Here is a 24,471-nt window from a genome sequence, read left to right on the forward strand (position 1 = left end):
CGTTCGACTGCGTAGCAGTCGTAAATCGGTTGACCGCGTTCATTCAGGTAGACCACATTTGCTGGATTACGACCGCTTCGCGCTCGAACGCAGCCTCGCAGGCTCGACAGCTGCTACAAGTTAAAAGGGGAACGGATTCTGAATCCGTTTCCGATTCACCGACCTATCAAGGGAGGAAGCTCATGGCTACCGCACTGCTGATCATCGACGTCCAGCGCGCCCTGTGCACTGGCGAGTACGCCTGTTTTGAGATCGAGCGCGTTATCGAGAACATCAACAACCTCAGTGCCAAGGCTCGCGAAGCGGGCGTCCCGGTCATCCTCATCCAGCACGAAGAAAAGGGCGACCAGCTGCAACACGGTTCCGAAGGTTGGCAACTGGCCGAAAGCCTGAGGACTTCGCCGCAAGACCTTCGCGTGCGAAAAACCAATCGAGACTCGTTCTACCGAACCCACTTACAAGCCCAATTGCAGGATTTGGGCATCGACCGCCTGATCATCTGCGGGCTGCAAACCGACTATTGCGTCAACGCCACTGTCCGCCAGGCCCTGAACCTGGGCTATGACGTAGTGCTCGCCGCCGATGCGCATTCCACCGTCGACAACGGCAACCTCTCCGCCGAAGACATCATCACCGAGCACAATGCAGACCTGGCGCACTTGACGGGCCCGGTGGCGCGGATCGATGTCATGCCGACCAACGAAATCCGCATCTGAAACGGGCGAGGGGCTTGCTCCCGTTGACGCTTACACAGCCCCGAAAATCTCGATCAATTCAGTCAGAAAAGCACTGACCAGATCCCGCTGGCGCGCTGAATGCCTGACCGCTGCATGAAAGCCGACTTCATAGCGCAACAGCTCAGGATTCAGCGGATGCAACTGTCCCAGCTGTTCATGCTTCGCCGCATAGTGCTGCGGCAGAAACCCCAAATGCTGGCCCGACAGAATGAGCAGGGCGGCGCCGTCCATGCTGTCGGTGAGTACCGTCAATCGTTCAATCGAGGCGGGCGCCGGCATTTCCGGCAAAGGATGACTGGGCCATACCCAGTCGTAGTCGCTGACGTCATCCCGGGTCAGCTCGCCCACTTGCTCGAACAGTGGATGGGTGGGGGCGCAATAGGCGATCTGGGTTTCCTGGAATAACGCAAAGTAATCAATATTGGGCAGACGGTGCCAGAAATAGCCGATTGCCAGATCGATATGGCCGTTGATGATTTTCTCTTCCAGCAGCGATGACGACAGCTCCGTGAAATGGAAATACAGCCCTTCATGTCGGGACCGTAACCGCGCAATGGCCAGGGCAATTTTCTTGTTGGCCACCGGGTCGATTTGGCCGAGCAGGCCGATGTTGATGTTGCCCGACACCTTGCGATTGATGTGCTGGACTTCAACCCGGAACCCTTCGGCAGCTGCCAGAAATCGGCGCGCCGCCTCGACAAACTGGCTGCCCTTGGGCGTCACCGAAAATCCACCGCGCCCACGCTCGCAGAGACGAAACCCCACCCGCGCTTCCAGCGTCGCCAATTGCGCACTGATGGTGGGTTGCGTGGTATTGAGCGCCGTTTGCGCGGCCGAGATCCCGCCCGCCTCAACGACGGTCAGAAACACCCGGATCAAACGCAGATCCAGTTCCGATACAGTTCCCAGCATGCGTGCTCCCGATACTCACTTACATAGACGTGGATCTATGTAAACAGTGTGCCTGCGATATTTTACAGCCCTGACCAACGCCCTACATTGCAATGAAACCGGCACTTTGCCCATAAAAACAACAATTACCAGCATAGGAACACGCATATGTCAGGGTCCCCTCAATCTGCGCAAGCCATCGAGGCGAGCAACGGGTTGGCCATCGAAGGCCACTCGATCGATTACATTCCGGAAAACGAACGTCACGCCAAGCTCAGCAGCCAGGGCCCTTTCTGGTTTCTAGGCAACTTCCACTTCTTCACTATCTCCATCGGTTTTGTCGGCCCAAGCCTCGGCTTGTCGGCGCTGTGGACGATGTTGGCCGGTGCGCTGGGCATCATGTTCGGCACCATTTTCATGGCGTTTCATGGCTCGCAAGGTCCGGAAATGGGCCTTCCACAAATGATCCAGTCGCGTGCGCAGTTTGGTTATCGCGGGGTGATCCTGGCGTTGATGGCGACGATGTTTGTGTTCGTCGGTTTCAACGTAGTGAACATCTCGCTGATCATGAACGGCCTCGAACATGTGTTCGGCATCGACCCTACCATCGTCGCCGTCGCGGTGGTGCTGATCGGCGCGCTGCTGTCGATCTACGGCCACGACCTGATGCACAAAGCCTTCAAGTGGGCGTTGCTGGCCACGTTGCCGCTGTATGCGCTGGTCACCATCGCCTTGATGTTCGGCGCAGGCCAGGAGGGCGTCACCCCGGCGACCGACCTGGGTTTCAGCTGGATTGCCTTTGCCACGCTGTTTGCCATTGGCGCGAGCTACAACATTTCCTATGCGCCTTATGTCTCTGACTATTCCCGTTACCTGCCGAAAAACACCAGTCGACCAAAACTGATCGCCGCGGTGTTCATCGGTGCGTCGTTGTCGGGCGGCTGGATGATCGGCCTTGGGGCCTGGCTCGCACAGCAGTTGAAAGCGGCGGATGCGCTGGTGGCGTTGAATCAGGTTGGCTCTTCGATGATTCCAGGCCTGGGCAATGTGTTGGTCATCGTTTCGGTGTTGGGCTTTCTGCCGATCATCGCGCTCAACACCTACAGCGCCATGCTGACGTTGCTGACGGGTGTGGATTCGATCAAAAAAATCACACCAACACCCCGCGCCCGAGTGATGTCGATTTCCGCGATCAGCGTCATTCTGTTGACCTGTGTGCTGTCGATCAAAGGCGATGGCATCGCCCTGTTGAACACCTTCCTCGTGCTGCTCCTGTATTTCCTCGTGCCATGGACCGCGGTCAATCTGGTGGACTACTTTTTCGTACGCAAAGGCCGCTACGCGATTCCGCATTTCTTCACGCCGAAGGGCATTTACGGCGCCTGGCAATTTCGCGGCATCGTCTCTTATCTGATCGGCTTCGCCGCCATGGTGCCGTTCTTCTACATCTTTGATGCGTCGGCCGGCAAAGAGGTGTTCGTCGGGCCGCTGGCGCGGATGCTTGAAGGCGTGGATATCGCCTGGCTGGTGGGCCTGGTGGTCTCGGGTCTGACGTATTACCTCCTCAGCCGTTCGATAGACCTTGAGTACGAACGCCGGATCATTGACTCGATTACCGAGAGCGACATAGTTTCCATGGCTCATCAGTCTGTGGAGGAGGGGCGTTGAACAGCACCCAAAGTACCGTGGTCGCCTGCTGCCAACTCGCGCCGAAAATAGGCGACCTCGCTTACAACCGGAAGCTGACCGAACGGGCGATTCGCTCGGCGGCTTACCAGGGCGCCCAGGTGGTGGTGCTACCTGAGCTGGTCCAGAGCGGCTACTTGTTTGCCGACCGCAGCGAAGCCCTGTCCCTGGCGGAAACCGTCGAAGGGCCGACCTTGCGTCTGTGGACGGCGCTGGCCCAAGAATTGAACATCGTCGTGGTGGGTGGATTCTGCGAGCGGTTAGCCGGCGATGAACTGGCCAACAGTGCGGCGATGATCGATGCCCAAGGCCTGCGCGCCGTGTACCGCAAGGCGCACCTGTGGGATGGCGAGAATGAAATCTTCAGCGCCGGAAACGACGCGCCGCCGGTTGTAGAAACCGTTCATGGACGGATTGGCATGCTGATTTGCTACGACCTGGAGTTCCCCGAGTGGGTGCGACTGCCGGCGCTGGCGGGTGCGGACCTGCTCTGCGCACCGGTCAATTGGCCCGATGGGCCACGGCCGCAAACCGAGCGTCCGGCCGAAGTGGTGCGAGTCCAGGCCAACGCCTCGGTCAACCGAATGTTCATCGCCGCGTGTGATCGGCATGGTCATGAACGTGGGGTCAGTTGGGTGCAAGGCTCGGTGATCGTCGATGCCGATGGCTACCCTGTGGCAGGGCCGGCGGAGCAGGGTGGCGAGCAGATTTTGCTGGCGACGCTGAATCTTGCTGAGGCGCGGAACAAGCGAATCAGTGCGCGTAATGATTTGCATGCGGATCGGCGGTCGCAGTTGTATCTCCCGTAAGGCGTAATAGACGGCGCACACGCAGTGCTCGGGGCCAGCCTGGACGTCGACACTGCGCAACTAAAAGTGCGCAGTGTTTGCACCGACGACTGGCAGGCTTGCCGACAGGGGTACGCTCTGTGTGACTTTGGCCATCTGGGTTATTTCCACCTGCAACTTATCCTTGCCAAGCAGGTAGTCGGCCAGCTTCTGCGAAAACGGCCAGTAGTTCAGTTCGGCAGTCAAGGAGAGCGGCCCGACGGCGTCGGCCGGCACCAGGAAAGTGAACACTCCAACATCGTAGCCCTTGGGCAGAATGCGGTTGTCCGAGAGAATTTGTGTGGCATTCCAGACCTCGACGTCCAACGGATTGCCGTCCTTGTCGCCTATGTGCACTTTGAAATTTCGCGTGTTGTCCTCGGTCTTGCCGTCCTTGATCGAGCCCAGCCGATAGAGCTCGCGACCACTGGCATCCAGCACCCGGAAATCGATCCACATCTCCCGTCCCTCCGGAAAGCCGGTCGGCAGTTTGTGCCCGGCGCCGATATTGGCAACTTTCACGGCTACCGAGGTGTATTGCCCGGGAATGATGGTTGTCGGCAGTTGCTGGAACGTTATTTCCCCCGCGTGCGCGAGCATGTCGCGCCCGCGTTGCGCGCCCGCATCCTGACCGAGATGCTGGAGCATCATAGCGTTGGCTCCGCTGAACCAATGCGAGGCGACCTGCTCGCGGTCTGGCCCCATGATCGCGGCCTTACCCGCAAAACCCGGCATATGGCAGCTCTGGCAGGTTATATCGTTAAGGCTGTAGGCGCTCTCCTGCCATTCGTCATAGGTTCGCTCGACCGCCACACCGCTGAACGGGTGCGTGACGTTGTGGCAAGTGCCGCAAAAGTCCGAGCGCGTGTGCAGAGCGGAATAAACGGTGTCGTGATAGGGCGAAACGGCATCTTTACGCGGGCCGAACTTAGTCGGTTTACCGTGCGCTCGAGGGCTCATGACATAGGCGCCGTTATCGAGGCCCGTGCGAGCACTGATGTTGTGGCAGGTCTCGCAATCGACCCCAGGCATCGGATGATTTTTCGTGCTGTCTTCAATCGTGGAGCGATTGATTTCCGGAGTGATTTGCCCGGTCGTGAGACCGATCGGGGTATGGCAGCCGGTGCAGAAATTATCGACCTTCCCCTCGGTGGCCGAACTGGCACGCTTGAGCAAGGCCCGATAGATGGGTTCATCCCAGGCTTGGGACATCATCGACGAGCGCCACTGCTTGTAGATCTCCGTATGGCAAGCGCCACATACCTGGGCATTGTCGAAGTCTTTTACATTCAAAACCAGGTTACCGGTGGTATTGGCCCGATGCGGAAAGAACGGCATCCGGCCAATCACATGCATGAGCTTGGAGCGTGCCGGCTCCAGCCACTTCTCATTCTCCTGATTGTCATTGCCCTGAGGTTCGTCGGCCGCCACTAGCGTGACCGTCAGCAGGCAAGCCAGAAAGCATAAAAAGCGGCGAACGAAAGGTCTGATCGCCAGATAGATCAGGTTGTGGACAAAGGCTGCCAGTAATTCATCCGGCCTGGGCGTGTGTTTGGAAGTGGGGTGGTTCATAAGCGTTTCCCCGAGACGGTTGCAGAGGATGACGGCAGCACTTCCATTGAGTTGACAGGGTTACTTCATCCTGCAAGCCATTGGTTACAGGTACAGCTCCTCGACTCTCCACCTTTCATGAACGGGAGAAGCTCACTCGGTCATTGCGTTGCAAGGACTGTGACAAAAGATGTGCAATGCCTGAAGGTCCAGAAAACAGTGGTCGGAAACTGAATTTTTTGCTGATCAAGACGCGAATACTGCGGGGGAACGGCACCCATTAGTGGGGGAGTTCACTCCGAAAGCGGGGGGGGGGGGGGGGGGCAATGCCGATCAGTTAAGCCGCAACGCAAACTTTGTAGCAGCTGGCGAAGCCTGCGTTCGGCTGCGCAGCAGTCGTGAAATCAGACAATGCGGTGCGTCAGACGCACCGCATACACAGGGTTTACGACTGCTTCGCAGCCGAACGCAGCCTCGCAGGCTCGACAGCTGCTACAAGACAGGCGTTGCTGCTGAAATGGCTTAACTGATCGGCATTACGCTGTTGTGCCTGGGTTTTGTCGACCATCTTGTAGAAGTGCGGCACAGGTGAACGTCAGTTGGTGACCAACAGTTCCGGGCCGAGGTAGTCGTTGATGTGGTCGATATCGTCGTCGCCCAGACTGCCCACCGAAGAGGCCAGCCGCAGGCGCGACATCAAGTAGCGCAGCTTGGCCTCGAACAGATCGTGGCGCGCAACGAAGAGCAGCTCTTCGGCATTGAGGACGTCCGCATTGGTGCTGGTGCCCCCCTCTTTGAAGCCCTTGCGTGTCGAGTTCAGTGAGCGTTCGTTGGACTCCACGGCCCTCTCCAGCGCGTGAATACGTTGGGCGCCGCTCTCTACGCCGCGATACTCACGGGTGGTACCGGTGATGACTTCCTGACGCGTGGCGTCGAGCTCGTCCTGGGCCTTATAGCTATTGGCACTCGCCTGGCGTGTCAACGCGGTGGTGCCGCCACCGCTGTACAACGGAAAGTTTACTTCCAGCCCGACTGAGCCGTAGCGGTTGCGTTGATTCAACTCGGAGATCGATTGGCTGTCCCCCGCGGTGTAGCCGGCCACAAAATCGAGTGTTGGCCAGTGACCGGCCTTGGCGCGTTTCACTTCTTCTTCGGCGAGGTCACTGCTATAACGGCGCGCATGGATCAGCGGGCTGTCGGCCTGGGCTTTGACCAACCAGTCTTGCAGGTTGCCGGGTAGCAGCGGTGGTGTATCGAAGCTCGGACGCAAGGTGGTCAGCGATTCGGGAGTTTCACCGATAAATTCCTCAAGCTTGCGGCGCGAGTTCACCAGGTTGTCCTGCGCTTCGATTAGCTCAACCGCGGCGAGGTCGCGGCGAGCGGCCGACTCGTCGATGTCGGTGATGGTGCCGGCCCCCAACTCCATGCGCCGTTTCGCCGAAGCGAGTTGCTCGTCGAAGGCGTTCAGTTTGGACTTGGCAAGGGTGATGGTTTCGCTGGCCAGGAGCACGTCGAAATAGCTTTCAGCCAGGCGCACTGCGGCGTCCTGACTCTTGGCATCGAACACCGCGACGCTGTAGTCGGCACGCTGCTTGCCCTGCCGGTACTCGGCCATCTTCTGTTTGTTGAACAGTGGCTGGCGCAGGCGCACGTTAGCGCCCTTGGAGGTGTAGTCGAGATCTCTTTCGACGCCGCCTTGGCGTTGGGTGCCATTGACCTTGTTGTCGTAGGCCGAGGCACTGATCTGCGGTAGCAGGCCGGCCCTGCCGATGTCGCGGTTTTGCGCACCGGCCTCCTTTTCATGCACGGCGGCGCGATAGACAGGGCCTTGATACTGCAACAAATCCCAGGCTTGTTTGAGGTCCATGGCACTGGTCGGGAGGGACAGCGCCAGCAGGCAGAAGAACAGGCCATGACGTTCCATTTCATTGTTCCTTGAATGAGCTGTCAACACGCTCGAGCATTGGTTTGAGAAGATAGCTCATCATGTTGCGCTCGCCAGTCTTGATGGTGACGCTGGCGGGCATACCGGGACGAATGTGATTGCTGCCAAGAAGGCTCATGCCATCGGGCGTCACTTCGACCTGTGCCAGGTAGAATGGTTGCTTACTTTCCTCGTCGAGCAGGCGGTCGGCGGAGACGGTCTTCACGCGGCCGGGTATGTTGGGCGTCCGGGCATGGTTGAAGGCCGGGAAGGCGATGTCCACGGGCAGGCCGGGGACCATCTTGTCGATGGCCTGCACGGGAATCATCGCGTCGACCTGCAGCGGTTCGTTGTCCGGAACGATTTCCATGATCTTGAAGCCGGGCTGAATGATCCCGCCGATGGTGGCGATGCTCAGGGACTGGACCATGCCATCGATGGGCGATCGAATCACCGTGTGGGTCACTTCATAGTCCAGCGCACGCAAGCGGTCGGCCAGGGTGGTGTTTTCCTTGGCGGTGTCGGTGAGCTGCGATTCGACTTCCTTCAGGTAATCGTGCTGGCGCTGCAGGATGCGCAGCTTGATTTCGGTGGTCTGGCTACGCACACGAGCGATGTTGTTGAGGTTCTCGGCCTGGCCGGCGGAGAGGTCGGCGTTGCTGCGTTCCAGCTCAAGCAGGCGGTTGCGCGGGACATAGCCCTCGGCCGCCAGCGTGCGGGTGCCTTTCAGTTCCTGGTTGAGGAAGTTGATCTGCGAGGCGCGGGCGCCATAGACCTGCTGCAGACCCTTGAGCTGCACTGACGACGCCGCGAGGTTTTCCTGCAGGATGCTGATTTCGCCAGCGAGGCCGGCGCGTCGGGTGTCCAGCAGGCGTTGTTGCAGATCCATAGCGGCCACCAGGCGCGGGTCATTCCCGAAGCGCTTGAACAATTCGGGATCGTAGTTCACCACATCGCGGCCATCACGTTCCGCTTCCAGGCGGTTTTCCACAGTCTTGCTGACGATGTACTGGGCGCTGACTGCACCCTGTTCGGCAGCGGCACGCAGCGAGTCGAGGCGGACCACCTCCTGGCCTTTTTTCACTGTATCGCCTTCGCGAACAAGAATGGCCTCCACGGTGCCGCCGCTCAGATGCTGCACGGCTTTGCGATTGCTGGTGACTTTTACCGTGCCTGTCGCGACCACGCCGGCATCCAGCGGCGCCAGCCAGGACCACAGGAGGAAACCGCCGAAGCCGGCGAGCATCAGCAACATGCCCCAGCGCACGGGTTTACCGACGTCCAGATCCACCACGTTCCTGGGATCGGTGAGAATCATGTCGGTGTGTTGGCTCATTTGCATGATCGGTTACTCCCGTGCTTTGACGGAGGCCAGCGGAGTTGACGCGCCTGCAGGCATCACACTGGCCTTGCGCAGCGCTGCGAATACTTCGTCGCGAGTGCCGAGCATCTGCACGCCACCGTCTCGCAGCATCAGCACCTTATCGACGGCGCAGAGCACATTGGGACGGTGGGAAATCAGAATGACGGTGGCGCCGCGGTTTTTGAGTTGGGCCAGCGCATCGACCAAAGCCTTTTCACCGACGTCGTCGAGGTTGGCGTTCGGCTCGTCCAGCACAATCAGGTTGGGTTCTCCATACAGCGCGCGGGCCAAGGCGATGCGTTGCTTCTGGCCACCGGAAAGCGGGCTGCCATCGGTGCCCAGACGGGTCTCATAACCCTGCGCCAAACGCAGAATCATCTCGTGCACCCCAGTAGTCCTGGCGGCGCGGATGACCGCGTCGCTGTCCACTTCGCCAAAGCGCGCAATGTTGTCGGCGATGGTGCCTTCGAACAGCTCCACGTCCTGTGGCAGGTAACCGAGCCAGGGGCCAAGTTCGCCCTTGTTCCAAGTGAATATGTCCGCGCCGTCCAGGCGCACCTTGCCGGCCTGTGCCGGCCAGACGCCGACCAACAGACGGGCGAGGGTGGATTTGCCTGAGGCGGATGGGCCGATAATGCCAAGGCTTTCGCCGGGGGAAAGGTTGAAGCTCACCCCGCGCAGAATCGTGTTGTTGGTGCCAGGGGAACCGGCATACACATTCTCCACCGCCAGCATGCCCAGCGGCCGTTGCAGCGACATGCTCGGTGGCCGGCGCGGATAGTCGTTGAGCATTTCATTCAACCGGCCCCAGGCCGAACGGCAGCCAAGCAGCTGCTTCCACGACGCGATGACTTGCTCCACCGGGCCCAGCGCGCGGCCGGTGAGGATCGAGCAAGCAATCATCATCCCGGGGGTGATCTTGCCTTCGATCGCCAGCAGCGCGCCGGCGCCGAGGATCAGCGACTGCAACGTGATACGCACGAAGCGCCCGGTGCTGCTGATCAGGGCGGCACGGTCGGAGGCCAGGGTCTGCATTTCCAGGATGCGCAAATGGCTTTGGTACCAGCGCTTGCCGATCGACGGCAGCATGCCCATGGCCTCGATGACCTCGGCGTTGCGCAGGTTGTTGTTGGCGTAGCTGGCGGAGGAGAGGGCGGCCTGATTGGCTTCGGCCAGCGGCTTTTGCGTCGCCTTCTCGGTGAGATAAGCCAGGCCCACCAGAATCAGCGAGCCGATCAGCGTGACCAGTCCGAGCAGCGGGTGGATCAGGTAGGCGACCAGCAGGTAGATCGGCGTCCATGGCGCATCAAAGAACGCGAACAGGCCATTGCCGGTGAGGAATTGACGCACCTGCGCGAGATCCTGCAGGGCCTGGGCCGGATTACCTCCGGCGCGGCTCAGGTTGCGCTCGAATGCTGCGGTGAAAATGCGTCGATTGAGGTCCATGTCGAGGCAGTTGCCGACCCGGATCAGCACGCGGGTGCGGAACATTTCCAGCGTGGCCATCAGCAAGAACAGGCCTATCACCAGAATGGTCAACATCGTCAACGTTGTGACGTTGCGACTGACCAAGGCCCGATCGTAGACCTGCAGCATATAAATAGCTGGCGTCAACATCATGACGTTGATCACGCCGCTGAACCCTGCCAGCGAGTAAAAACTGCGACGAAGTCGAAAAAGCGCGTCGGCCAGCTCGGATCGGGTGCTCGACTGCTTGTGCATTTTGGGTGACCCCTCTTCAAAAAGCCGTTTGCCCTTGCGGCGCAACAGCTAACAGATCCAGTTCCGCAGGCGGCTGGTTGATCCGCAGGTTGGTCGCTCTAGGGGCGCATCACCTGCAAATCTCTGCGTCGCTCTCATGGCAGCAGCGTAGGTGTCGTCGAAACAATCTGAAATAACATTTCGCTCTAAATGCCGCTAAGGATTCTCTATAAGTCTCATAAAAACAGTTAGTTAAGAGGTCAATCACCGGTCGTCTGTTTTGCGTGTCGTAAAATTGACAATTTTTCTCTATGCAACTTTAGTCTCAGTCATTGAGGGAGCCGCCCGCCTGGAGCCTGTCAACTTTTTGGCAACGCAAGGCGTGATGATTTTCCCGAGGGAGCACACATGTCGATGATTTCGTTCTTCTGCAGAGTGAAGGGGATGTTCAAGAAGTTCGCCTTTTCTTCAAGTTTCCATGGCCCACCCAGGGTTAGGGTTCGCTCTGCCTGACCGCTCAGCGAGCCATTCTTTGCGAATTCCAGGCGCGCATCCCGGAGGGGCCGTGTAACGGCTCTGCCTTCCCGAGCCAACGCTCGCCCAAAAAAAGAACCAACACACTGCGCAAGCCAGCACCGGACTGGGCGTGGGTGGATTCTTATCGTCCCGTGCCCTTCCCCAAAGAGATCGAGGGCAATCGAAATGGCCAATTTCAACAAGTCGGACCTGGAGTTCATCCTCAAGCAAATCTTCATCGCAGAAGCGCATGCCGATGGCGCCAGCCTCAGTGATTTGCTTCCCAACAGTCAGGTGCCATTCGGCCTGCGCACCGTCGATGGCAGCTACAACAACCTGGTCGCCGGGCAAAGCGAGTTTGGCGCCGCGGACAATTCCTTCCTGCGCGTGCTTGATGCCCAGTATCGAGCGGCGTATGCCGCGTCAGGGAATGTGGTCGACCCGCAGCCACGTATTATCAGTAACCTGATCGTTGACCAGACAGCCAACAACCCGGCCGCGGTTGCGGCGAACGGCGGTGCAGACCCGGTGATCAGCCCCGGTCTGGATGGCGTGTTCGGCACGGCCGACGACAAAGAAGTGTTCTTCATTCCCAACGTGTCGCCGGACGCGGGTCTGACCGCCGGCTTCAACTCGTGGATGACCTTCTTCGGCCAGTTCTTCGACCACGGCCTCGACCTGGTCACCAAGAGCAGTACCGACTTCGTGTTTATTCCGCTGCAGCCGGACGATCCGTTGTTCGTGCCGGGCAGCCCGACCAACTTCATGGTGCTGCCACGTGCCGTGCATACCCCCGGCGCGGACGGAATACTCGGCACTGCCGATGATGGCCAGCCCAACACCACCTCGCCGTTCGTGGACCAAAGCCAGACTTACAGCTCGCACCCCTCACATCAGGTGTTCCTGCGCGAGTATGTCCTCAACGCCGCAGGTGACCCTGTTGCAACGGGACGCTTGATTACCAACCGCGATCTCGGCGCCGACGGCAAGTTCGGCACTGCTGATGATGGCGACGGCACCAATGGCGGCATGGCGACCTGGGCAGTGGTCAAGGCCCAGGCCCGTGACATTCTTGGTATCAATCTGACCGATGCCGATGTGCACAGTGTGCCGCTGCTGGCCACCGATGCGTATGGCAACTTCATCCGGGGCTCGAGCGGCATGCCGCAGGTGGTGATGCGCGTCAGTAACGGTGCTGACGGGATCGCCGGGACCGCTGATGACATCACTCAACTGGTCGAAGGCAACCGGGATGCTCCGATCAGCCTGGCCAACGCCGTGAGCGCCGGGCATGGCTTCCTCGACGACATCGCCCACAATGCCGCGCCGGTCGTCGTTGGCGGGGTTCTGCAGGCGGATGCTGACGCTGATATCGGCAATGCGCAGCCGGTTGGCGCGGGCGGCAACAACCTGACCTACGACAACGAACTGCTCGACGCTCACTACATTGCCGGCGACGGCCGGGTGAACGAGAACATCGGCCTGACCACCGTGCACCATGTGTTCCACTCCGAACACAACCGCCTGGTCCAGCAAACCAAGGACACCCTCCTTGCCGCCGGCGATCTGGCCTTCCTCAATGAGTGGTTGGTGGACGACGTGGCGGCGATACCGACTACACCCGCCGGAATCGCGGCGTTGGTGTGGGACGGAGAACGCCTGTTCCAGGCCGCCAAGTTCGGCACCGAGATGCAGTACCAGCACTTGGTGTTCGAGGAGTTCGCGCGGACCATTCAGCCGCAGATCGACGAATTCCTTGCACCCAACGGGTATGACACCTCGATCAACCCGGCCATCCTCGCCGAGTTCGCCCACGTGGTGTACCGCTTCGGTCACTCGATGTTGACCGAGACCGTCGATCGCTTCGACCCCGAGTTCAATCCGCTCCTCACTGACCCGAACAATCCGGACTCGCAAATGGGTCTGATCGCGGCCTTCCTCAACCCGCTGGCGTTTGCTGGCAGCGGGGCGACTGCGGACGAAGCGGCAGGGGCGATCATTCGCGGTGTGACCCGTCAGCTCGGCAACGAGATCGACGAGTTCGTCACCGAAGCGTTGCGCAACAATCTACTGGGTCTGCCGCTCGATTTGCCGAGCCTGAACCTGGCGCGTGGTCGCGACACTGGCATCCCCACGTTGAATGAAGCGCGCCGTGAGATGTACGCATCCACCGGCGACAGTCAACTCAAGGCGTACATCAGTTGGGCTGACTTTGCGGACCACCTCAAGCACCCCGAATCCCTGGTCAACTTCATCGCCGCCTTCGGCACCCACGGGGCATTGACTGCGGCCGACGTGGATACGCTGGTGGAGATGCGTGCGGTCGCCGCTGCCCTGGTGTTTGGCGGCAGCGCGGTGATCAACGCCGGCACTGCCGATGAGCGTACCTTTACCGCCACTGCAGCGGATCGCCTGGACTTCCTTAACAGTTCGGGCATCTACGCCATGGTCAATGGTATTACCACCACCGGTGTGGACGACATCGACTTCTGGGTCGGTGGCCTCGCCGAGCAGAAAATGCCGTTCGGCGGCATGCTCGGCTCAACGTTCAACTTCGTGTTTGAAACCCAACTGGAGGCGTTGCAGAACGGCGACCGCTTCTACTACCTGTCGCGTACCGCGGGCCTGAACTTCGGCACCGAGTTGGAGAACAACTCTTTTGCCAAGCTGATCATGCTCAACTCCGATGTCACCCACCTGTCGAACACCGTGTTCCTGACGCCGACGTTCACCCTCGAAGTGAATCAGGCCAATCAGTTCACTAACCTTGGCGTGGACGGCAAAGCCGACCCGACGGGCGGCATCATGATCAACGGCGTGGAAATCGTGCCGCTGGTGATCCGCGACAACCCCGACACACCTGGTCTGGACAGTAATTATCTGCAGTACACCGGTGAAGACCATGTCGTCCTGGGCGGTACCGCCGGTAATGACATCATCATCTCCGGTGACGGCGATGACACCCTTTACGGCGACGGCGGTAACGATCGCCTCGAAGGCGGCGCCGGGAACGATGCGGTACTGGGTGGCGCGGGCGATGACATCATCACCGACTCGTTTGGCGACAACCGTCTGGAAGGTAATGCCGGTAACGACGTGATCGTGGCCGGTAGCATGCTGGTTGCAGGCAACCTGATTCTGGGGGGCGATGGCCAGGATTTCATCGTCACCACCGAAGACATCACCACGACCTTCGGCGGTCAGGGTGACGATTTCATCCTCGGCGCCAAGACCAACCTGCCACCTACCGGCAACGAAGGTGATGACTGGATCGAGAAAGGCACCCAGGACGGTGCGCCTGGCGATAACTTCTCGCCGTTGCTCAATGACGATGTGGTCGGCAACGACATCTTTGTCGGTGGTGGTGGTTTCGACGAAATGATCGGCGAGGGTGGCGATGACATCTTTGTCGGCAGCGATGCCCAGGACAAGATGGATGGCATGTCCGGTTTCGACTGGATTACCTACAAAAATGACAGGGTCGGCGTGACCGTTGACCTGTCCCTGGCCGCGCTGGCACAGCCACACGGCAATGCGCCAAACCAGAACGCCGGGGTGTTCAATCCGGTCGGCGCCTCGCCGGCCTCGATTCTCGACCGTTTTGCCGAGGTCGAAGGCTTGTCCGGTTCGAAGTACGGCGATGTGCTCAAAGGCGATGATGTTGATGCGGTCACTATCGTCAACCACGGTGGTGCCACGGGCAGTGCGCTGACCAATGTGGCGTTGATCCGCGGACTGGAGCAGTTTCTGGCCGATGCCGGTTTGCCGACCACCGGCTTTGCCACGGGCAACATCATCCTCGGTGGCAATGGCAGTGACCTGATCGAGGGCCGCGGTGGCGATGATCTGATCGACGGCGACAAATGGCTGAACGTCAGAATCGCGGTTTATGCCCCTGGCGACGTCAACCATACCGGCCCCGAGATCGCCACCTTCGACAGCATGGTCGACATGATTCCGTTCATGCTGGACCGCACCTATAACCCGGGTCAGCTCAAGGCCGTGCGGGAAATCATGTCCGGCACCTCGACGGGCGGGGCGGCCTTCGACACCGCCATTTTCTCCGGGCTTCAGTCCGAGTATGTGGTGACGCAAGACACTCGCGGCACGGCCAATCTGGCGGACGATGTCTGGACGGTGGCCGATACCGTAGCAGGTCGCGACGGCACCGATACCTTGCTGCATATCGAACGCCTGCAGTTCGCCGATACCCAGCAAGTGCTGGTGACAGGGCTGAACGCACAACCGGTGGGCAGGCCGACCGTCACGGACGGAAACGGCGGCGCAATCACCGTGGGCGACACACTGACGGTGAGCATGGCCGGTGTGCGCGATGCCAACAACATCGCGGTGGGAAATCTGCAGGGTACGGTCAACAATACCTCGGTGTCCTACTATTGGCAGTTCGAGGCAAATCCAGGCACAGGCGTATTCGAGGACATCATCCTGTTGCCGGCCGGCGACCTGGCGTTCCAAAGTGCCGACGGCACCACGTTCAAGGTCTCCCCGGATCTTGCCGGGCTGTCACTGCGGGTCAAGGCGATCTACCAGGATGGTCATGGCACGACTGAAATAGTGTTCTCGCAGCCGACGGCCGTGGTGGTTCCCGGCGCGCCGGTTGTGCCGACGGCGCCGACACCTGTCGTCGATGCCACTGCCGGTGGCGAGGGCCTTCACATGGTCCGCTCCGACCTCAACTTCATTCTTGATCAGATCAAGATTGCCGAAGCTGACGCTGCCGGTCAGGACATCCTCTCGCTGATCCCGAATATCCGCGCGCCATTGGGCCTGCGTGCGGTCGATGGCTCGAACAACAACCTGATGAACCTCAACGGCATTAACAACACCGAGTTTGGTGCCGCCGATAACACCTTTCCACGCTTGACCACTCCGGTCTTCAATCCGGCAGAAGGTGCACCTGCCGGGTTCTTTGGCCCCGGCTCGCCGGCCATCCCGGGATCGTCGTACCAGCAGACCAGCGGCTCTGTGTTTGACTCGCAGCCGCGCACCATCAGTAATCTGATCGTCGACCAGACGTCGAACAACCCGGCGGCCTATGCCACGGCTTACGACGTGGGCGCGGACGGTGTGCTCAACTTCGGCGAGGTGGGTAACGACGACGTGCTCAAGGATGGCGTACGGATAGTCGCCAGCCCCGGCCTGGATGGTCAGTTTGGTACTGACGACGACCACGATGTGTACCTGTTCGAGAACACCGCGGCGGATGCGGGGTTGTCCGCGCCGTTCAACGCCTGGATGACTTTTTTCGGGCAGTTCTTCGATCACGGTCTGGACCTGGTGACCAAAGGCGGTTCGGGCACCATCTTCATCCCGCTGCAACCGGATGATCCGCTGTATGTGGAAGGCGGCAACGCCAACTTCATGGTGCTGACCCGCGCGACCAACCAGCCAGGGGCGGATGGTGTTCTCGGCACGGCCGACGACATCCATGAGCACTCCAACACCACCTCGCCGTTCGTGGACCAAAACCAGACCTACAGCTCGCACCCGTCGCACCAGGTTTTCCTGCGCGGTTATGAGCTGACCGACAACGGCCCCATCGCAACCGGCAGGCTGATCACTAACGTTGACCTGGGATTGGATGGCAAGTATGGCACCGCAGACGACACCGAAATCGGTGGCATGGCGACCTGGAAGGTGGTCAAGGCGCAGGCCAACGACATCCTGGGTATCCACCTTACCGATGCCGACGTCGGTAACGCCCCGTTGTTGGCGACTGACGCCTACGGCAATTTCATCAAGGGGCCGAACGGCTTCCCGATGGTTGTGATGAAGGGGGCTGACGGTCTGGGTGGCACGGCTGATGACATCCTTGTCGAAGGCAATCCGCTGTCCCCCATTAGCCTGACCAATGCGGTGCGCACCGGTCACCAGTTCCTCGTCGACATTAACAACAATGCAGCGCCGGTCATCGTCGGCGGGGTTCTGCAGGCGGATACTGACACTGATGTCGGCAATGCGCAGCCAGCGGGCCCAGGCGGCAACAACCTGACCTATGACAACGAACTGCTCGACGCTCACTACATCGCTGGCGACGGCCGGGTCAACGAGAACATCGGCCTGACCGCGGTGCATGCGATCTTCCACTCCGAGCACAATCGGCTGGTCGCACAGACCAAGGACACGGTGCTCGATTCGGGTGACGTGGCCTTCCTCAACGAGTGGCTGCTCAATCCGGTGAGCGCGTTGCCAGTCAACCAGACTGAGATCGATGCGCTGGTGTGGAATGGCGAGCGCTTGTTCCAGGCTGCCAAGTTCGGCACCGAGATGCAGTATCAGCACCTGGTGTTCGAGGAGTTTGCGCGGACCATCCAGCCCAGGGTCGACCTGTTCTTCGCACCGACCCAAGTCTATGACGTCGACCTCGATGCCTCGATCGTCGCCGAGTTCGCCCACACCGTGTACCGGTTTGGCCACTCGATGCTGACCGAGACCGTCGATCGCTTCGACGCCAATTTCAACGTGATTGGCGATCCGAACAACGGTGATCCGAATCAGCAAATCGGCTTGATCGCGGCGTTCCTCAACCCGTTGGCGTACGCCGCCAGTGGTGTGACGCCAGAGGATGCGACCAGTGCGATTATTCGTGGGGTGACTCGCCAGGCCGGTAACGAAATCGATGAGTTCGTCACCGAGGCGCTGCGCAATAACCTGCTCGGTCTGCCGCTCGACCTGCCGGCGCTCAACCTCGCCCGTGGCCGCGACGTGGGGATTCCCTCGCTCAATGCGATCCGCCGCGACATCTACAGCCAAACCGGTGATACCCAACTCAAGCCGTACAGCAGCTGGGTCGACCTGGTGCAGCACCTCAAACATCCAGAGTCGTTGATCAACTTCATCGCGGCCTATGGCACGCATGAGACGATCACGGCGGCGGACACGCTGGCAGAAAAACGCGCTGCAGCCATGGCGCTGGTATTTGGTGGTGCTGATGCGCCGTCTGACCGCTTGGCCTTCCTCAACGGCAGCGGTGCCTGGGCCAACGTAACACTGGCCGGCAAGGATGGGGTGCTGGGGACTGCCGACGATCTGAAGGGAGTGACGACCACGGGCGTCGATGCCATCGACCTCTGGATCGGCGGCCTGGCCGAAGAGAAAACTCCGTTCGGCGGCATGCTCGGCACGACCTTCAACTTCGTGTTCGAGAACCAGTTGGAAAAACTGCAGGACGGTGACCGCTTCTACTACCTGGAGCGTACCGCTGGCCTGTCGATGAACGCCGAACTGGAAAGCAACTCGTTCGCCAAGCTGATCATGGCCAACACCTCGGCCACGCACTTGCCGGGCCTGGTGTTCTCGGACCCTGGGTTCTATCTGGAAGTGGACAGGACCAAGCAGTACAACGATGGCCTGGGCAACGCCGATCCGCTTTCCGATAACAACGACCAGGTGGTGTTCCGCGACAATCCGCTGACCGCAGGGCCGGACGCCAACTACATCCGCTACTCGGGTGACGAGCACATCGTGATGGGCGGCACCAACGGCGCAGACATCCTCGTCTCGGGTGGTGGTGATGACACGGTCTGGGGTGATGCCGGCAACGATCGCATCGAAGGTGGTAACGGCAACGATCAACTGCGCGGTGGCGCCGGCGACGACATCATCACTGACGCCGGCGGCGACGATAACATCCAGGGTGGCGACGGCAACGACGTGCTGCACGGAGGCAACGGCGTCAACCTGATCATTGGCGGGTTCGGCAATGACTTCATCGTAACCGGTGAGGACGCTTCCGAGGCCATTGGTGGCCAGGGCAACGACTTCATCCTGGGCAGCAAAGCCAACGAACAGGACATGGGTAACGAAGGCGACGACTGGATCGAGAAGGGCACTTCGGACGGTGCACCTGGCGACAACTTCGACCCGCTCGGCAACGACACGGTGATCGGTAACGATGTGTTTATCGGCGGTAACGAGAACGATAAGTTCAACGCCGAAGGTGGCGACGACATCATGGTGGGCAGTCTCGGCATGGGTGACCGCTATATCGGCGGCTCCGGCTATGACTGGGCAACCTTCAAGGACCTCGCTCAGGGCGTGACCATCGATTACAGCGACCGCTTTTTCGATGTTCCACCGGTGCCGGGTTCGGGTGCTTCGGCGCTGGTGCGTTTCGACATCGTGGAAGGTCTGTCGGGTTCATCGCACGGTGACTTCCTGCGCGGTGATAACGAAGATGCCACATCGCTGCCCACTGCGGGGGCAACCGGCAGTGTGCTGACCAACATCAACCTGATCAACGGCCTGGCTGATTTGCTGCCCGCCGGAGCGACGTTCTACGACGGTGGCAACATCATCCTCGGCGGTAGCGGTAGCGACCTGATCGAAGGTCGCGGTGGTGACGACATCATCGATGGTGACAAGTGGCTGAACGTACGCATCAGCGTACGGGCGAACGCTGATGGCACCGGTCCGGAAATCGCCACGTTCGACAGCATGGAGCCGATGGTGCCGCTGATGCTGAACGGTACTTACAACCCAGGCCAGTTGGTCATCGTGCGGGAGATTCTGAACGGCGATAACAGCTTCGACACCGCGCTGTTCTCCGGTAATTTGGGGGAATACGGTATCGAGATCGTTGGCGACACGGTCATCGTGACCGACTCGGTGGCGGGGCGTGATGGTGTCGATCGCTTGACGGGCATCGAGCGTCTGCAGTTCGCTGACGTTGCGCAATCATCCGGAGTAGGCACTGCTCAAAACAACGACCCGTTGGGTCATCTGGCAATCCTCGATGCTGCCACCGGTGTGCGTGATGAAACGCCTGTGGCCGGCCAGTTGCTGCGTGTCAGTGATTCGGCGGTACGCGACGCGGACAACCAGAGTGTGGCCAACCCGACCGGCGCTGTGACCGGTGGGGTGGCTTACTACTGGCAAGTCGAAACCATTCCCGGTACAGGTGTTTATGAAGACATCACCTTTGTCGCCGCTGGCGAGGTATCGCGGGCGACTGGCGCCACCTATCGGGTGGCGGATGATGTGGCGGGTCTGAACATCCGCGTCCGTGCGGTGTATCAGGATGCCAAGGGCACGCTGGAGATCGTCGACTCGTCCGGAAACAGTACACCGACCGAAGGGCCGACCGTTCTCGGGCTTGCAGTGCAGAACCAGGTGTTGACCGCTGACCCGTCGACCATCGTCGACCTCGATGGCGTGAGCACTACGCAGTTCACCTACCAGTGGCAGGCGAACGACGGGCTTGGCTTCGTCAACATCGCCGGCGCTACCGGTAGCACGTTCGCGCTTGGCCAGGCTCAGGTCGGCCAGGAAGTGCGCGTGGTGATGGGGTACGTGGATAACTTCGGTGTAGCCGAAAGCGTTTCGTCCAACATCCTCGGGCCGGTGGACAACGTCAACGATGCACCGACTGCAGGGCCGACCGTAACCGGGCTTGCAGCGCAGAACCAGGTGTTGACCGCTGACCCGGCGAGCATCATCGACATTGATGGCCTCAGCAATCCGCAGTTCACCTACCAATGGCAGGCGAACAACGGGCCTGGCTTCGTCAACATCGCCGGCGCTACCGGTAGCACGTTCGCGCTTGGCCAGGCTCAGGTCGGCCAGGCAGTGCGCGTGGTGGTCAGTTACGTGGATGACTTCGGCGCGGCCGAAAGCGTTTCATCCAACGTCCTGGGGCCGGTGGCCAACGTCAACGATGCACCGACAGGTGTGTTGCTGATCAGCGATACGACGCCGGATCAAGGGCAGGTACTGACCGCGCTGACGGCCGGGATTGCCGATGCCGATGGGCTGGGCACCTTCAGCTTCCAGTGGCAGCAAGGTGTCGGTACGTCCTTCACCGACATCAACGGCGCGACCGCTGCGACCTTCACCCCTGGTGCGGCGCAGGTCAATCTGCAACTGCGAGTGATCGTGCGCTACACCGATGGCTTCGGCACGCTGGAGTCGGTGACCTCGGCGGCGACGGCGGCGGTGGTGGTACAGGGCGTGGTACTGCAGGGCAACGCTTTGGCGAACACCCTCACCGGCACCGCGGGTAACGATGTGCTGTCTGGCCTGGGCGGGAACGATACGCTGAATGGCCTGGCCGGTAGCGACCAGTTGTTTGGCGGCACTGGCAACGACATCCTCAACGGCGGAGACGACAACGACGTCCTCAATGGCGAGGACGGCAACGACACCCTCAACGGTGGGCTTGGCGCGGATGCCATGAACGGCGGTGCCGGCAACGACACCTTTGTGGTCGACAACGTCGGTGACTCCGTCACCGAGGCGCTGGGTGGTGGTACTGATCTGGTGCAAACCAGCCTGACGAACTACCTGCTCGGTGCCAACGTCGAGAACTTGACCTATACAGGAACCGGTAACTTCACCGGTACCGGTAACGCGCTGGCCAACACCATCACCGGCGGGGTGGGTAACGACTTCCTCAATGGCGGTGCAGGTGCTGACCGGTTGGTGGGGGGAGCCGGCAACGATACCTACGTGGTCGATGCAGCCGCAGACGTGGTGGTCGAGGTGGCGGGTGGCGGTTCGGACACCGTGCAGACCTCGTTGGCCAGCTACACGCTGGGCGCTGATGTCGAGAATCTGACCTACACCGGAGTCGGCAACTTCGTCGGCAACGGTAACGGGTTGAATAACGTCATCACCGGCGGGGTGGGTAATGACACCCTCAATGGTGGCGGCGGCAACGACATCCTCACCGGCAACAGCGGCAACGACACACTGAATGGCGACGCCGGAAACGACCAACTGTTCGGTGGCCTTGGCACGGATACCCTGAACGGCGGCACTGGCGATGACAGCCTCGACGGCGGTGATGGGGCGGATGTCTTGAATGGTGGAACAGGCAACGACACGCTGCTCGGTGGTGACGGTAACGACACATTGTTGGGTGGTGCCGGCAATGACACTATCGATGGCGGTATTGGCAACAATACGGTCACCGGCGGTGCCGGCAACGACGTGATGGTTGCCAGCAGTGGCAACGATATCTTCATGTTCTCAGCGGGCTTCGGGGTCGATCAGATCATCGGCTTCGATGCCAACGCGGTGGGAGGGCAGGACCTGCTCGATATTTCCGCGTTCGGCGTCACGGCTGCGACCTTTGCCGGCACCGTCGTCATCACCGATGTCGGTGCGGATACCTTGATCAGCGCCCCAGGAATAGCTGACTCCATCCGCCTGGTCGGTGTGGCCGATGCAACAACCGTCACTGCCGCAGACTTCATTCTCGCCACTTGAGGTCCTGATCAGTACTGTCGCAGACGCGTGAAAAAAGAAGGGGAGGGCTTGGATGCCCTCCCTTTTTTTCTTTAAAAAACGGGCTGTTTGTTGAGCTGAAAATGGGTGGAACACCGTGGAAGTATTAGGGCTTCGATCCCGGTATCCGTCCGGCCGAGTCATCACCCAACCCCGCAAGGCCAGGACATGGTGTGCACTTAAATTTTAAGTGGGCACTAGTTTTTAATGTCAGCTGCTACAGATTGCGTTACGGCTTAACTGATTGGCATTAGGCACTAGTGCTAGCCATTTAAGTGGGTATTTCATGCAGGTTGCAAAGTGTGATTAGCGTACGCTACTTTTCTACAGCCTTGGCTACACTTCGTGTTCCGTTGGAAACCAGCGGGAACTTACGTGAAGGCGCAATGCGTTGTAATTAGTTCACGAAAACACGATGAGCTGACCTCTTGGGCAGACTCACGTATTTTCGTGCATCTTGGGAAAGGAGTAAGGCGGGTATGAGTAAAGAAGGCGAGGCATTCCTGCCGACGCAAACCGCGCGGCGCGCACTGGACTGGCAAACCCTGGGTGTGGCGGTGTTGCTCCTGTTGTTGTTTTACTGGGGACTGGGGAGTTTGCCGTTCATGAGCGTCAATGAAGCCCGGCGCGCCGTTACGACACGGGAAATGCACGAGGCTGGCCAATGGCTGCTGCCTTACATGAACGGTGAGCTGTACCTGTCCAAGCCGCCGCTGTTCTATTGGCTGGCCCTGGTCAGTACGTCACTGCTGGGCAGCCTCTCCGAATGGAGCGTGCGCCTGCCTTCGGCGCTATTTGCGACGCTGTGTTGCCTGACCTTGTATCGCCAGGCTTGTGCATTCGCCGGGCGTCAAGTGGCGCTGCTGGCGGTGGTGTTCCTGGCGGCGAATGCCGGGTTCAGCCTGTTTGCCCGCCGGGCAGAAATAGAAATGCCTTTGACCGGCCTGTGTCTGCTGGCGCTCTTTTGTGCATGGCGCTTTCTGTTCGAGCAAGGCGGTCGCATCTGGGTCTGGCTCAGTTACGGGCTGCTCGGCTGTGCCTTGCTGACCAAGGGGCCGGTTTGCCTGTTGTGGGTGACCGCACCGATACTGGTCTATGCGTTGATCAGCCGCGATCGTCTGGCCCGCGCTTTTCTGTGTGACAGCTGGGGCTGGATGCTTGCGGTGCTGGTCGGGACTTCCTGGTATCTGGCTGTGTCCATGCAGGAGGGCTGGGGCGTCTGGTCGGCCATCCTCAACGAAGACATCGTCAAGAAAATCAATGGCCAGGGGGCAGAAGCCTGGTATGCCTATCTGTTGTATCTGTGTGGGGATTTCTTTCCCTTCTGGCTGATCTTACTGGTGCGGCCGCGGCAACTCTGGCGCGCCATCCGCCTGAGCCCGCAGCTGACCTTGTTGCTGTGCTGCATTCTGGTGCCGCTGCTGCTGTTCTCGCTGTTCACCGAAAAGCACGCCAAGTACCTGTTGCCTATCTACCCGGCCATTGCCCTGCTGTTGGCCTGGCACTGGAGCCAATTGCTGACCCAGGCCCGGCACCCTTGGCAGCGCTGGAGTCTGCGAATTGTTCCGGCCGTGGTACTGGCGGGATACACGTTGTTCTACTTGGGTCTTGAAGGGCGGGTGTTCGCCCATCGGATCGACGGATTTGCGCAGATACAGGCCGCCACCGACGCATATCCAAACTTCCCGGCCTATAGCTTGGGAACTGCGGACATTCGCCTGGTCTATTACATGGGGCGGCCCGTCAGTTCGATCACCGAGTCGCAGGCCAGCAGCGTAGCCCATACGCCGGGACTGCTGTTTGTCCAGGAACCGCTTCCCGCGGCATTGCAAGCCCTGGCGCCTTGCACCCTGACGCGGATCGAGTCGTATCTGAAACCCAAGCGTTCGGCCCTGCTGCTCGGGCTGGGCTCTTTGTGCGCCAATCAGGGCCAGATCAACCCTTGAAACGGCGTCATTGAAGCTCTGCGTGACTGGATGTGGGCCCGGCGCGAACTTTTACTCAACGGATAGGCACGGCCCCATCCAC

At 60.0% G+C, this 24,471-nt stretch carries 10 protein-coding genes; 5 read left to right on the forward strand and 5 right to left on the reverse strand.

The genetic code is table 11. The features are described from left to right. The first annotated feature begins 182 nt into the window (after positions 1-182). Positions 183-716 (forward strand): cysteine hydrolase family protein, encoded by a 534-nt coding sequence (locus tag VD17_RS02480; protein ID WP_046052509.1) that lies wholly within the window; start codon positions 183-185, stop codon positions 714-716. 30 nt (positions 717-746) lie between these two features. Here the strand turns inward: VD17_RS02480 and VD17_RS02485 are convergent, their stop codons facing one another. Next, a complete protein-coding gene (locus tag VD17_RS02485) occupies positions 747-1,649 on the reverse strand; it encodes a LysR family transcriptional regulator (RefSeq protein WP_046052510.1) in 903 nt (300 codons plus the stop codon). A gap of 147 nt (positions 1,650-1,796) precedes the next feature. On the opposite strand from VD17_RS02485, the gene VD17_RS02490 reads away from it, so the two are divergent. Both VD17_RS02490 and VD17_RS02495 read left to right on the forward strand, forming a co-directional pair. Then, positions 1,797-3,296: a purine-cytosine permease family protein gene (locus tag VD17_RS02490; protein WP_046052511.1), complete on the forward strand. Its 1,500-nt coding sequence runs from the start codon at positions 1,797-1,799 to the stop codon at positions 3,294-3,296. Then, a complete protein-coding gene (locus VD17_RS02495) occupies positions 3,293-4,123 on the forward strand; it encodes a nitrilase family protein (RefSeq protein ID WP_046052512.1) in 831 nt (276 codons plus the stop codon). Before VD17_RS02490 ends, VD17_RS02495 begins: the two co-directional genes overlap by 4 nt. Positions 4,124-4,183: 60 nt before the next feature. Here VD17_RS02495 and VD17_RS02500 read toward each other — a convergent pair whose 3' ends face one another. The 4 genes from VD17_RS02500 to VD17_RS02515 form a co-directional block, all read right to left on the reverse strand. Next, on the reverse strand, positions 4,184-5,713 hold the full coding sequence (locus tag VD17_RS02500; protein WP_259674524.1) for a cytochrome c family protein: 1,530 nt from the start codon (positions 5,711-5,713) through the stop codon (positions 4,184-4,186). A 574-nt stretch (positions 5,714-6,287) separates the two neighbouring features. Further along, positions 6,288-7,616 (reverse strand): TolC family outer membrane protein, encoded by a 1,329-nt coding sequence (locus tag VD17_RS02505; RefSeq protein ID WP_046052513.1) that lies wholly within the window; start codon positions 7,614-7,616, stop codon positions 6,288-6,290. 1 nt (position 7,617) lies between these two features. Then, a complete protein-coding gene (locus VD17_RS02510) occupies positions 7,618-8,958 on the reverse strand; it encodes an HlyD family type I secretion periplasmic adaptor subunit (RefSeq protein WP_046052514.1) in 1,341 nt (446 codons plus the stop codon). A 6-nt stretch (positions 8,959-8,964) separates the two neighbouring features. Continuing rightward, complete coding sequence (locus tag VD17_RS02515; RefSeq protein ID WP_046052515.1) at positions 8,965-10,701, reverse strand: type I secretion system permease/ATPase; 1,737 nt, start codon at positions 10,699-10,701, stop codon at positions 8,965-8,967. A 681-nt stretch (positions 10,702-11,382) separates the two neighbouring features. Here VD17_RS02515 and VD17_RS02520 point away from each other — a divergent pair. Together VD17_RS02520 and VD17_RS02525 are read left to right on the forward strand one after the other, a co-directional pair. Next, positions 11,383-22,425, forward strand: coding sequence for a peroxidase family protein (locus tag VD17_RS02520; protein ID WP_046052516.1), 11,043 nt, complete (start codon positions 11,383-11,385; stop codon positions 22,423-22,425). 497 nt (positions 22,426-22,922) lie between these two features. Then, a complete protein-coding gene (locus VD17_RS02525) occupies positions 22,923-24,389 on the forward strand; it encodes an ArnT family glycosyltransferase (protein ID WP_046052517.1) in 1,467 nt (488 codons plus the stop codon). Positions 24,390-24,471: the final 82 nt, after the last annotated feature.

It is taken from the genome of Pseudomonas fluorescens, assembly GCF_000968015.1.
In the GTDB taxonomy this organism is placed as follows: Bacteria; Pseudomonadota; Gammaproteobacteria; order Pseudomonadales; family Pseudomonadaceae; genus Aquipseudomonas; species Aquipseudomonas fluorescens_W.